The sequence below is a fragment of the Hymenobacter sp. genome (genome assembly GCF_036388155.1).
GTDB lineage: Bacteria > Bacteroidota > Bacteroidia > Cytophagales > Hymenobacteraceae > Hymenobacter.
This window is the reverse complement of the sequence record NZ_DASVSI010000011.1, coordinates 18,300-30,776: the sequence shown is the minus strand read 5'-3', so window position 1 is coordinate 30,776 and position 12,477 is coordinate 18,300. Positions and strand designations below refer to the sequence as shown.

Here is a 12,477-nt window from a genome sequence, read left to right as displayed (position 1 = left end):
GGGTCGCGTACTGGAAAGTCCGCGCTACGGCTGCGGTAGTTAAGCGGCCTGGCCGGCTCACAGTAGACCTGCGCGGCGGGCACGGCCACGAGCTCGCGCTCGGGGTAGCGCAGGGCGGTGAGGCGGCCGCCAAACACGCAGCCGGTGTCGAGGTCGATGGTGTTGTTGAGCCATTCGGCATCGGGCACGGGCGTGTGGCCAAAGGCAACCAGCGCGCGACCCCGGTACTCGCGGGCCCATTCGTAGCGCACGGGCAGGCCGAATTCGTCAATCTCGCCGGTGCTTTCGCCAAACAGCGCGAAGGCCCGCACGGCGCCCGAGCCGCGCCCCTGCATCTCCTCGGTGAGGCCGGCGTGAGCCACCACCAGCTTGCCGCCGTCGAGCACGTAGTGGCTCACCAGGCCGTCGAGAAAGCGCCGCACTTCGCTTTTGAAGGCTTCGGGCTCGGGTTCGAGCTGAGCCAGGGTTTCGGCCAGGCCGTGGTTGACGGTGACTTTCTTGCCGTTGAGGTGGCGCAGGAGCTTGATGTCGTGGTTGCCGGGCACGCACAGGGCAGTGCCGTCGCGCACCATGCTCATCACGAGGCGCAGGACTTGCGGCGAGGCGGGGCCGCGGTCGACCAAGTCGCCGAGGAAGATGGCTTTGCGGGTCGTTCTAGAGGGCGCCTCACCCCCCGGCCCCCTCTCCGAAGGGAGAGGGGGAGCCAGACGATTTTCAGCAGGAGCTAAATCTTCAGGAGCAAGACCGGTGCCCCCTCTCCCTTCGGAGAGGGGGTCGGGGGGTGAGGCGCCCTCTAGAACGGCCAGCGGCGCTACCACCCGCACGCCCAAATCCCGCACGTCCACCATCGGCTCCTCCGTAATCTGATACCCTAGTTTCTCCAGCAGCGCGCGCAGCTCCTCGTAGCAGCCGTGCACGTCGCCGATGATGTCGAAGGGGCCGGTTTCCTCTTTGCGATTGTTGTAGAGCCGGTCGCGGACGATGCCCTGGATGGCGTCGACTTCCGCCACGCCGCGCAGCACGTGGACGTGCCGAAATCCCTCCTGCTTGAGGTTGCGCAGGCTTTTGCGCAGCAGCTGGCGGTGCCGGGCCACCACGTGCGGGCCCATGCCGCGCCGCTCGGGGCGCAGGGCGTTGCGCTCGTAGGCCACGGCATCGGGCACGTCGAGTACGATGGCCACGGGCAGCACGTGGTACTGCCGGGCCAGGGCCACCAGGGGCTTGCGGGCCTCCTCCTGCACGTTGGTGGCATCGACCACGGTGAGCAGCCCGCGCTTCAGGCGCTTGGCCACCAGGTAGTGCAGCAGCTCAAACGCGTCCTGGCTGGCCGATTGGTCGTTTTCATCGTCGGCCACCAAGCCCCGGCAGGCATCCGACGATACGATTTCCGTGGGCTTGAACAAGCGCCGCGCAAACGTGGACTTGCCCGCGCCCGTGCTGCCAATGAGGATGATAAGGGAGAGTTCGGGAACCTTGAGGGTATCTTGGGGCATAAATGGTGACAACAACAGCGACAAAAGACATTTTTAGAAATCAAGCAGTAAATGAGCTACGACCTCTACTTCTACAAGCGTCAGAATCAGCAAATTTCTGAAAGTGACATTAGTGATTACTTAACAAATAATCTTTGTCCTCCCAACGAGCAAGGGAATCAGTGGTTTTATGAGAATGATGACACAGAGGTCTACTTCTCATTTGATTTGAACGAACCTGAAACTGACCCGGAGGTGATTGAGCTAGAAACAGTTTCAGATTATGATTACACTCGGTTCAGTTTCAACCTGAATTTTTTACGTCCAGATTTCTTTGGTCAAGAAGCATTTTTATTTGTTGACCAATTAATTAGCGACTTCAACATCTACGTTGTAAATCCTCAGTCTACAACTGATGAAGAGTCTCCAACGCAACCTGAAGAAGGCGAGTTATACAGAAATTGGTCGGAAATTAACGCAAGACATTCTGCGCATTTTTACGAGGAATTAGAGCTCAATTATTATCCGCCTCAGGCCTCGAACGCGGTTTGGAAACACAATTTCAATAAGAGGAAGGTTCAAGACGAATTAGGCGAAGAGTACTTTGTGCCCAAGGTCATGGTCCTTCAAACTGTTGCTGACAAGCGCATTATTACCCTATCAGTATGGCCCGAGGGTTTGCCTTTGCTTGTGCCTCAGGTAGACTATTATCTGTTAGTCAAGAAATACAAGAAGTTTTTTAAGGAAGTAGAAGAATCTGGTCTTATTTCAGCAAAGACATTCCAAACGCATTTTGGAAGTTATGTCAGTGATTCTAACGCTGGCAAAATAATTCACCCAGACGATGCAAGCAGCTTACAAAAGCTGTTCAACTCAATCAAATTCGATGGGGATGTTTCTGGTTTTGCAGAGAAACTGCCATTTGAAAAACTGGTCAACGTCATACCCGCAGTAGACGAAGACGGTTTCTCGCAGAAGACTACGACTGGTCTAGATTAAATACCGCCATTTGCGAAGGCGCACCCACGCCTTCCACCTCCTCCCCCATCCCCACCAGCCGCACCTGATACCCATGCCGCTCCGCCAAGGCGGTGGCCCAGGCTGCGAACTCGGCGCGGGACCATTCGAAGCGGTGGTCGTCGTGGCGGAATTCGCCGGCGTTTAGCTTTTCAAAGAGTTGGTTGTAATCGGCGTTGGGGGTGGTGACGAAGACGTGCGCCGGGCGGGCCTGGCCAAACACCACGGCTTCGAGGGCGGCAAGGCGGTTCTCGTCGAGGTGCTCGATGACTTCGACCAGGGCCGCCGCGTCGAAGCCGGCGAGGCGCTCGTCGCGGTAGAGCAGCGAGCCTTGGATGAGGTCGATGCGGGTGCGCTGGCGCGGGGGCATCTCGTCGAGGTGCAGGCGTTGGGCGGCGCGGGACAGGGCCTGGTGCGACACGTCCATGCCGAGAATGTACTCAATCTTGGGCTGGCGCAGGAGCAGGCGCAGCAGCTTGCCTTCGCCGCAGCCGAGGTCGAGCACGCGCTTTGGAGCTAGCTGGTAGATTTCGTGGGCTACTTGCTGCAGGCGCTGGTCGTGCAGGGAAAGTTTGGGGTCGCCCTCCCCGTTCACCTCACCCCCCGGCCCCCTCTCCCGCGGAGAGGGGGAGCCTGACGATTCCGCATCGGACAAAACCGGTGCCCCTTCTCCACGGGAGAGGGGGTCAGGGGGTGAGGTTTCGCCGGCCGGTTCGCTGAGTTCATTCCCCTCCATCAGCCGCTCCAGCGTCGGGTTCACATACGCCGCCAAGTACCGCAGATACCGGCGCGTGATGAAGCCGCGCTCCGGGTGTTGGGGCAGCCAGTCGCCGCCGCAATGCAGGAGCTTTTCGGCTTCGTTTTCGCCGATGTAGTAGTGCTTGTCGTTGTCGAGCACCGGGAGCAGCACGTAAAGGTGCGTCAGCACGTCCTGCAGGCGCAGGCCTTCGTGGCGCAGGTGCAGGGTGTAGTAGCGGCTGTCGCCCCACTCTGGCACGGTGGGGTCGAGCGGAGTGGTTTCGATTTCTACCTCGTAGCCCAGCGGCTCGAAGAGGCGGCGCGGCCAGTCGGGGCCAGGCGCGGAGACGACGGCCACTTTCACGGCCAGCGGCAGGGCCTGGGCGGGCAGGTCGGGCTTGTCTTTGCAGGTGCCGTTCATGGCCGTGCCGAAGGCTTTGCTCAAGGCTGCGCTCAGGAAGGACGAGGCCACGTAGGGGCGGTCGTTCACGTACTGCTCCAGGGCGAAACCTTCGCCGGACGCGCCGCCCCGGCCGCGCACCAGGCCCACGGGGTCGAGGTCGAGCAGCAGGGCGGCAGTGCAGCGCTCGGCCGTGGCTTCGGGGTAGAACACGTGGGCCTGGCCGCCAGCTACTTCGAGGCTTTGGAGGCGCGCGGGGTTCTTGTGCAGCAGGTAGCCGAGGTCGGTGGCGGGCTGGTAGGTGGTGGAAATGGTGAGGAGCATGAGCAGCGCAACAGGGAAAAAACCAGAGGCCGAATGTAGCACGGAGGCAGCGCAGCACCGGTTTTTCAACCCAACCGAAATAGGTTTGCGTACTGAAACACTTCCTGCCTCATGTATTTCCCCTGCTCCTAAAGCTGCTTCCCGTGCCCGACACCCCTCCTACCGCCGGCCTCGCCGGACCCTCGCTCAACGATTTCGCCAGCTTCTATCTCTACGGTTTCACCAACAACCCCTACCAGCAATCCTCTGCATTTGCTAAGTTTGGCGAACTGTACAAGCTCGTCATTGGCAACCACGGCGGGCTGGGCATCACCAGTTCCTTCCACCCCTACCAATTGGTGAGCCCGGCCGGCATTACGGTGTGGTACACGGCCTACGCGCAGTTCTATGCCCAGCCCAACCGCATCGAAATGTTTGGGGAAATGACGCTGGAGAAAACGCCGTTTCTGGTGGCGCCACCGGCTTCGTTTGCCGCGTACCACGTGTGGCCCGACACGCGCCTGACCAACGCCGAAAACCCGGTTTTCAGCCGCTACATCCCGTTCGTCATTCCCTTTTTGGTGCGCAAAGACCCCGGAGCGCTGCGCTGGGACGCCGAAATTGCCGCGGCCGGCGACGACCGGGAACGCCTGAGCTGGTACCTGGAAGCGGTGAAAGAAGCCACCCATTTCCTGCAGCCCCCTCCTGCTTTTGTGCTGGGTTTCGGGGAGTTCAACGAACAGCACCCCGAGCAGCTGATTGAGAAATTCATGAGCTGCCGGGACATGCTGCTATAGTGTGCGTAGCGTGGACTTTTAGTCCGCGCCCTGGGTATTCACAATCCAGTTGGTCACGATTCCACCCGAACGCGGACTAAAAGTCCACGCTACTACACCCACTGCAACACACTCCGGTCACGATTCTGTGACCGTAACTTAACTCCTTGCTAACCCAGCCATAACACGCTCTTTGGACTTTTGCACCACGGTTTTACCTCAGCAAAATTCTGATGATGTACATTAATACTTCTTCGCGTCTCCTTTTGAGTGGCCTGGCGCTCACCGCCGCGCTCACGGGTTGCAACGACAGCGACGGCCCCGCCACGCCCGGTTCGAGCGTCGAGCTGAAAGCCCACTCGGTTACGCCTTCGCTGGTGAAAACCATGCCCGGCTTTGAGTCCCTGCAGATTTTGCCGCTCATTGGCTCGGAGGACGTGTTGAGCGAGTCGCCGGCCTTCCGCTTCGGGGCGCAGCCCGATGGCGCGGGCCTGCTCAAGAACCCCACCGGCGAGGGCTTTATCCTGATTAATAACCACGAAATCCAGCAGTCGGTGTCGCGGGTGTACCTCGACAAAACCTTCAAGCCGGTGAAGGGCGAGTACCTCGTGGACTACAACGGTGGCCTCACGCGCCTGTGCTCTGCCACGCTGGCCACGCCGGAAGAGCACGGCTTCCCGGCCCCCGTCTTCCTGACGGCCGGCGAAAGCGGCGCCGAAAGCATGGTGCACGCCATCGACCCCATCGGCGCGGCTGATAAGTCGAGCACCGCCCGCCGCAAGCCCGCCCTGGGCAAGGCGAGCATGGAAAACGCCGTGCCCCTGCCCAAGGACGCCTACCCCGGCAAGACGGTCATCATCATCGGCGAAGACGACGGCAATGGCCAGGTGCTGGCCTATATCTCGAATACCCCCGGCGACCTCGACAACGGCAAGCTCTACCTGCTGCGCCGCACCAACGGCAACCCCGTGGAAACCGACATGACTGCCGGCACCGACTACGACGTGGAATTCATGGAAGTGCCCGGCGCCAAAAGCCTGACCGGAGCCCAGATTGCCGCCCAGTCCGTCACCCTGAACGCCCTGCAGCTGGCCCGCGTTGAAGACGTGGACTACCGCAAGGGCGGCGGGGCCCGGGGCCGCGAAATCTATTTCACCGCCACCGGCGTGAGCGATGACAAAATAAAACCCAACACCGGCAAAACTATGTGGGGCCGCGTGTATCGCCTGGTGCTGAACGACGCCGACCCGCTGAGGGGCAAGCTCCGCGTGGCCGTGGACGGCGGCACTGACCCTGGCAATTACCTCGTGAACCCCGATAACATCTGCGTGACCGAGAATTACGTCTACATTCAGGAAGATGGGGACTCTTTCTACCGCGACAATAACCACGACGGCCGCATTTGGCAGCACAGCATTGCCGCCCCCACCACCCGGGCCGTGCCCGTGCTTGAAATGAACCACCGCCGCACCGACACCGCCTTCAACGACAAGTACAACACCGTAAAGTCGAACTTGCTGAGCTCCTGGGAATACGGCGCCATGATTGACATCAGCGACATCGTGAACACGCCCAACACCTTCCTGGTCAACATCCACCCCCATACCTGGCAGGACGCCAAGTTCCAGGACCCCGACCGCTCGGGCAACGCCTCGAACAACAGCCGCGAAGGTGGCCAAGTGCTCATCGTGCGCGGCATCGCGAAGTAGTTTCTCTATCTGATTTTGGGTGGCAGCCTTTCACTCCATTTGGGTGGAAGGCTGCTTGCTTTTTCACATATTAGGTACACAGATGCGGTTTCTAGGCCAAATAACTCGGCAACTGGCGCTGCTGGTGAGCTGCGGCGGATTGCTGCTGCCCGGTTGCGGCCCTTCCTCCACCAGCACCGCCACCCAACCGGCGGCAGCCACGCGCCTGGCCCAGGTGCAAGCCCTAGTGGCTGCTGACCTTGCCCGGCTGACGGCCCTGGTCGACCAGGAACTGCTGCCACTGGCCAGCCGGCCCACCAGCTCCGTCGACTCACTCCGCCAAGCCTTCGTGCGCTGCCGCCTGGCTTACAAGCGCGTGGAGGCCTTTAGCGAGTACTTTTTGCCCAGCGCCAGCCGCCTCGTCAACGGCGCGCCAGTGCCGGAAATTGAGGTGGAAGAAACGCGGCAATTTGAAGCCGGCGGCCTGCAGGTCATTGAGACGCTGCTCTACCCCGCGCCGGATGCTGAGGGCAGAGCCAGCCTGCGCCAGGAAGTGGGCCGGCTCCGGCGCCAGCTTCGCGGCCTGAGCGACTCCTGGGCGGTGCAGGAATTCACAGATTCGCACGTTTTTGATGCGCTTCGGCAGGAGACCTTTCGGGTGGTGGCCCTGGGCATTAGCGGGTTCGACACGCCCGCGGTGGGCACGGCCCTGCCCGAGGCGGCCACGGCCCTGGCCGCTCTGCATGCGCCGCTGCGCCTGTACGCGCCTACCGCTGCCGAGCCCAAAGCCGCTTATGAGCAGCTGCGCCAACGCCTGCTGGCCGCCGAGGCCTACCTGCGCCAGCCCGTCAGCTTCGCTGATTTCAACCGGTTTGAATTCATCTCCCGCCACGCCAACCCGCTGGGCCGGGCCCTGCTGGCGTACCAGCGGCAAGTGGGCATCGCGCCGTTCACGGAGCTGCGCAGCTTCCGGGGCGACGCGGCCACGCTCTTCGATTCGGCCGCCTTCAACCCGGATTTTTATACCGGCAACGCGCAGTGGTTCAGCAACGCCGCCAAAGTGGCCCTGGGCCGCCAGCTGTTCTTCGACCCCGTTCTGTCGGGGGGCGGCGGCCGCTCGTGCGCCAGCTGCCACCGGCCCGACCGCGCCTTCACCGACGGGCTGGCCCTCAACGCCACACTGAGCGGCAAGGCCGCCCGCCGCAACACGCCCACCCTCTACAACGCGGCGCTGCAAGCCGGCCAGTTCTACGACCTGCGGGCCGCCACCCTCGAAAACCAAAGCCTCGACGTGGTGGGCAACCGCGACGAAATGCACGGCTCCCTGCCCGAAGCCGCTCGCCGCTTGCGCCAGCAGCCGGCCTACGCCGCCCTGTTTCGCCAAGCCTTTCCGCAGGCCGAAAAGCAAATCGAGCCCGTGCACATTCAAAACGCGCTGGCCGCCTACGAGCGCAGCCTCGTGCGCCTGAACTCGCCCTTCGACCAAGCGCTGCGCGGCACCGCAGCGGGCCTCACCGCCAACGAAGTGGCCGGCTTCAACCTGTTCATGGGCAAGGGCCGGTGCGCCACTTGCCACTTCATGCCCCTGCTCAACGGCACTGCCCCGCCCAATTTCACCGATTCCGAAGCCGAAGTACTGGGCGTGCCAACTACCCCCGCGGCCCAGCGCCTCGACCCCGACCAGGGCCGGTACGCGCACACGAAACTCGACCCGCTCCGCTACGCCTTCAAAACGCCCACCCTGCGCAACGTGGCCCTTACCGCGCCCTACATGCACAACGGCGCCTACCAAACCCTAGAGCAGGTCATCGATTTCTACAACGAAGGCGGGGGCGCCGGTATGGGCCTCACCGTCCCCACCCAAACCCTGCCCGCCGACAAACTTCAGCTCACGCCCACCGAAAAACGCCAGCTCGTGGCCTTCCTCCGCACGCTCAGCGACACCACCGGCGCCGCCCACGAACGGCCACGCGCCAACACAATGGAACGGCTGTAGACCGGCTCGCTACTTTCTTACCGGCAGCGCGGGCGGCGTGGCGGCTTGTTCGGCCTCGTGCCCCTGCCCTGCCAGGGCCTGCCCACCCAAAAAATCTCCGTACCACCGGCCCGAGTCTTTCACGGTGCGCTCCTGAGTTTCGTAGTCGACGTGGATGAGCCCGAAGCGGGGGCCATAGCCCTCGGCCCATTCGAAGTTGTCGGTCAGGCTCCACGAGAAATAGCCGCCCACGTCCACCCCCTCGCGCTGGGCCCGCAGCACCTGCCCAATGGCAGCTTGCAGGTAGGCCCGGCGGGCCACGTCGGGCACCCGGCCGTCCGTTACCACATCTGGGAACGCTGAGCCACTTTCGGTTACGAGCAGCTTTGGCGCATTTGGATAAGCCGCAAACTGTTTTAACATTTGGTAAAGCGACTCCGGGAACACCTCCCAGCCCATGTCGGTGTAGGGCACGCCGCGCAGCTTGGCCGGCACCAAAGCCGCCCACTGCAGCGGCAGCCAGGGCGAGAACCTCACCACTTCCCGGGTATAGTTTTGGATGCCCCAGAAGTCAAAATCGAACTTCATGCGCTGCTCGTCGCCGGGCCGCTGGTAGCGTTCCAGTAGCCACCGCAGGGCGGGCAGTTCGGCCACCGGGTAGCCCAGGCCGAGGGCGGGCTCCACAAAAAAGCGGTTCAGCACGGCATTGGCGCGGCGGGTGGCCGCTTCGTCGTTGGCGTTGCCGGGGCGGTGCGGCGTGAGGTAAGAACACGAAAACGTGGTGCCAATCTGGGCCGAGTCGGGCAGCATTGCGCGCAGGGCGCGGCCGCCCTCGGCCTGGGCCAGCGTGGCGTGGTGCGCCGCCGAGAGAAAGGCCCCCAGGTGCCGCCGGCCGGGCGCGTGCACGCCCAGCAGGTGCCCCGCCCCCACAAAGACCATGGGCTCGTTGAGCACCGCCCAGTGCGGTACCCGGTCGCCCAGGCGGCGGGCCATCAGTTGGGCGTATTCCGAAAACCAGCCCACAATGTTGCGGTTGGTCCAGCCGCCGCGGGCTTGCAGCGCGCTGGGCAAATCCCAGTGGTAGAGCGTGAGCATGGGCCGCAGGTCGCGCTCGAGGCAGGCATCCACCAGCCGGTCGTAAAAATCCAGGCCCCGCCGGTTCACGGCGCCGGTGCCTTCGGGCAGCACCCGCGCCCAGGCGGCCGAAAACCGGAAATCGGTCAGGTTCATGGCGCTGGCCAGGTCGAGGTCGGTTTCGTAGCGGTTGTAGAAGTCGGCCGCCACGCGGCCGTGCTCGTTGCGCCGGATGGTGCCCTTGCGCCGCGTAAAATCGTCCCAGATGCTGGGGCCCTTGCCCTGGTGCTGCCAGGCGCCTTCGGTTTGGTAGGCCGCGGCCGAAGCGCCCCACAGGAAATCCGGCCCAAAATCGGCGCGGGAAAACGAGCCCGGGGCCGATTCCGGGTAAAAAGCCGGCGGCAGCGGCTCCTGGTAGCTGGGAGGAAGATGAATCATGCGCGGGGCGCGGAAAGGCGAAGTGGATGTCGGATAATTAATGACTAACGGCTGTCCTACTTACTTGATTACGAACATTGGACTTCAATTAGTAAAGCGGTTTAGGCTGTGTGTCGTTTGCCGGTCGGACGCCTAGGGCGTCGGACCGGTTGTCGTTGAAAGGTGACGGGGAGGCGGGCCAGGCAACAACCGGTCGGACGCCTAGGGCGTCGGACCGGGCGGAGCCGACTTTCTCAACAGCTTACGTGTATGAACTTTTATAACAACACATTACGCGCAGACTTCTTGCCATGCAATTGCTCACGCAGCAGCTGGTCAATCACAGCGGCCGTTTGGTCCGGGTAGTCAACGGCTACGGTGTCGTCTTGGTGTAGCCATTGGTCTACTTTATCCAAGTTTTTGTCTTTGAAGTTTTTGATAACGGGCACGCCCATTTTCTCCAGCGCGGCGGCGTTGCACTGCTGCTCGTACTGTTGCTTCATGGGCATCACCAGCAGCTTTTTGCCCAGGTACAGGGCCTCGGCGGGGGTTTCGAAGCCGGCGCCGCACAGCACGCCGGCCGAGCGCGCCAGGCTGTCGAGGAAGGCCGCGCCGCTCACCGGCCACACCTGCACGTTGCCGTGCGTCACGGCCTCGGTGCTGTGCTTGCTAAACACCTCCCAGCGCACGCTGCGGCTCAAATACTGCAGCCGCTCCACCAGTATTTCCTCCTTGTAAGCCGGCAAATACACGGTGTAGTGCCCTTCATTCACGGGACTAAGCTCGCGCACCTGCTGGCGAATAACCGGCGTGAAAATGCCCGGCGCGTAGGGCTGAAAGTGAAAGCCGTATTGGGCGGTGCTGGGCGCGTAGTGCTTGAGCACGGCCCGCCCGGCGGGGTCTTCGCGGCCGGGGCGCGGGGCCGCGGGGTGCAGCACGGCGCTTTGGTGGCTCAGGGCCACGCAGGGCACCTCGCGCAGCTTGCAGGCCCAGCTGCTCACCGGCTCAAAGTCGCTGATGACCAAGTCGTAGCTTTCCACCGGCAAGTGCCGCACTTCGTGCAGAAACCTGGCCGAGTTGAACTGCAGAAAGGTCTTGACGAAGTTGATACCGCCTTTCTTGCCAAACAAAAAACCCATGCCCTGAGCCCGATGCGTCAGCTCGAAGGGCAAGGGCAGGTCGGCGGGCGGGCCGCTCACCAGGAGGTCGAGCTGGCTGCAGCGCGCTTGCAGCAGCGGTACCACATCAAGGGCGCGGGTCAGGTGGCCGTTGCCGGTGCCTTGGATGGCGTAAAGTATTCGGGGCATTGAGGAGGGAAACACGTTCTACGGCATTGCGCGGGCAATAACCGGCTTACTTTATCTTGAATTCGGCCAGCAGGCCGTCCAGCAGGGCGGCCGGGTTGGCGTCGGCCAGGTCCTCGGCCGCGTCGGCGGCTTCGGTTTCGGCGGTTTGCTGCATGGCCGGGTCTTCGTTGTAATAATAGAGTTGCCACCCCGTTTCCGGCGTGTACTCCAGGGCTGTCAGGTTCTCGACCCAGTCGCCCGAATTCAGGTAGATGACCTCGCCTTTCTCGGTGGCCAGGGGTTTGATTTCGGGCTGGTGAATGTGCCCGCAGGCCACGTAGCGGTAGCCTTCGTCGGCGGCAATGGTTGCGGCCGTGGCCTCGAAGTTGCTCACGGCGGCCACGGCGGTTTTCACCCGTTCCTTCACCAGCTTCGACAGCGCCACGCGCGGCCGGCCCAGCTTGGCCAGCCCGTAGTTCACGAAGCGGTTTATCAGAATCAGCAAGTCGTAGCCGTGCCCGCCCAGCTTGGCCAGCCAGCGCGAATGCCGCATGGTCACGTCGAATACGTCGCCGTGAAACAGCCAGGTGCGGCCGTGCGGCAGGTCGAGCACCAGCTTGTTGTCGAGCCGAAACTGGCCCAGCTTCAGGCCCGCAAACTTGCGCAGCAGCTCGTCGTGGTTGCCGGTGAGGTAATGAATTTTGGTGCCCTTGGCGGCCAGGCCCGTCAGGTAGCGCACCACGCGCATGTGGGCCGGCGGCCAGTAGTTCTTGCTGAACTGCCAGATGTCCACAATGTCCCCGTTCAGCACCAGCACCTGCGGCCGAATGCTTTTCAGGTAGCGCAGCAGCTCCTTGGCGTGGCAGCCGTAGGTGCCCAGGTGCACGTCGCTGACGACGGCCACCTGCACGCGCCGCCGGCGCCGGGGCTTGGCCGCCGGGCCAGTTCCCGGCAAGGCCGAACCGAGCTCGGCAGATGCGGCCCTGCTCATGCGGCCGACTGGGTAAAGCGGCCCCCGCGGCCGGAGCTCAGCGAGCGGCGGGGCCGAATGGCGGGCCCCGAGCGCCGCAATGCCCCGTTTTCGCCGCCCCCGCCCAAGGCGGAGCGCAGGCTGGCCAGGGTGTGCAGCGCGAAGGCGACCCACAGCGCCAATTGAAATATCTCGTACACGAACCAGCGCCCTAAACGGCGCAGGCTCGAAAACAATGCAGGAAAATACATAGCAGGCAGGGTAAACACCGGTGAAAATCCTGCTCTCAAAGTTCCGCCCTTGCTGTGAAGCGTTGGTTACGCCCGCATTATGCTTTAATCAAGTTCGACAGGCTACAGAA

10 protein-coding genes are annotated in these 12,477 nt (G+C 62.7%); 4 read left to right on the top strand and 6 right to left on the bottom strand.

The genetic code is table 11. From position 1 onward, the window contains the following. Nucleotides 1–1,493 (bottom strand): AAA family ATPase (locus VF629_RS01695; protein ID WP_331056709.1); only part of this gene is annotated, 1,493 nt, incomplete at its 3' end. Nucleotides 1,494–1,544: 51 nt separating this feature from the next. Between VF629_RS01695 and VF629_RS01690 the strand changes: the two genes are divergently transcribed. Beyond that, entirely contained in the window at nucleotides 1,545–2,471 is a 927-nt protein-coding gene (locus VF629_RS01690; protein ID WP_331056708.1) for a hypothetical protein, read from the top strand. Here the strand turns inward: VF629_RS01690 and VF629_RS01685 are convergent. Beyond that, nucleotides 2,452–3,951, bottom strand: a complete 1,500-nt coding sequence (locus VF629_RS01685; protein ID WP_331056707.1) for a 3' terminal RNA ribose 2'-O-methyltransferase Hen1 — start codon at nucleotides 3,949–3,951, stop codon at nucleotides 2,452–2,454. The genes VF629_RS01690 and VF629_RS01685 overlap by 20 nt on opposite strands. A 143-nt stretch (nucleotides 3,952–4,094) precedes the next feature. Between VF629_RS01685 and VF629_RS01680 the strand changes: the two genes are divergently transcribed. The 3 genes from VF629_RS01680 (at nucleotide 4,095) to VF629_RS01670 (ending at nucleotide 8,390) form a co-directional block, all read left to right on the top strand. Then, on the top strand, nucleotides 4,095–4,727 hold the full coding sequence (locus tag VF629_RS01680) for a hypothetical protein (RefSeq protein WP_331056706.1): 633 nt from the start codon (nucleotides 4,095–4,097) through the stop codon (nucleotides 4,725–4,727). A gap of 212 nt (nucleotides 4,728–4,939) precedes the next feature. Beyond that, a complete protein-coding gene (locus tag VF629_RS01675; protein WP_331056705.1) occupies nucleotides 4,940–6,415 on the top strand; it encodes an alkaline phosphatase PhoX in 1,476 nt (491 codons plus the stop codon). An 82-nt stretch (nucleotides 6,416–6,497) separates the two neighbouring features. Next, the gene (locus VF629_RS01670) at nucleotides 6,498–8,390 is read left to right on the top strand and encodes a cytochrome-c peroxidase (protein ID WP_331056704.1); all 1,893 of its coding nucleotides are present in this window, start codon (nucleotides 6,498–6,500) and stop codon (nucleotides 8,388–8,390) included. Between the two features lie 9 nt (nucleotides 8,391–8,399). Here VF629_RS01670 and VF629_RS01665 read toward each other — a convergent pair whose 3' ends face one another. From VF629_RS01665 to VF629_RS01650, 4 genes are all read right to left on the bottom strand, one after another. Continuing rightward, entirely contained in the window at nucleotides 8,400–9,881 is a 1,482-nt protein-coding gene (locus VF629_RS01665; RefSeq protein WP_331056703.1) for a GH1 family beta-glucosidase, read from the bottom strand. 257 nt (nucleotides 9,882–10,138) lie between these two features. Beyond that, complete coding sequence (locus VF629_RS01660) at nucleotides 10,139–11,167, bottom strand: glycosyltransferase family protein (RefSeq protein WP_331056702.1); 1,029 nt, start codon at nucleotides 11,165–11,167, stop codon at nucleotides 10,139–10,141. A 46-nt stretch (nucleotides 11,168–11,213) separates the two neighbouring features. Beyond that, on the bottom strand, nucleotides 11,214–12,137 hold the full coding sequence (locus VF629_RS01655) for a UDP-2,3-diacylglucosamine diphosphatase (protein WP_331056701.1): 924 nt from the start codon (nucleotides 12,135–12,137) through the stop codon (nucleotides 11,214–11,216). Further along, nucleotides 12,134–12,367, bottom strand: coding sequence for a hypothetical protein (locus VF629_RS01650; protein ID WP_331056700.1), 234 nt, complete (start codon nucleotides 12,365–12,367; stop codon nucleotides 12,134–12,136). The genes VF629_RS01655 and VF629_RS01650 overlap by 4 nt, the downstream gene beginning before the upstream one ends. Nucleotides 12,368–12,477 lie beyond the last annotated feature (110 nt).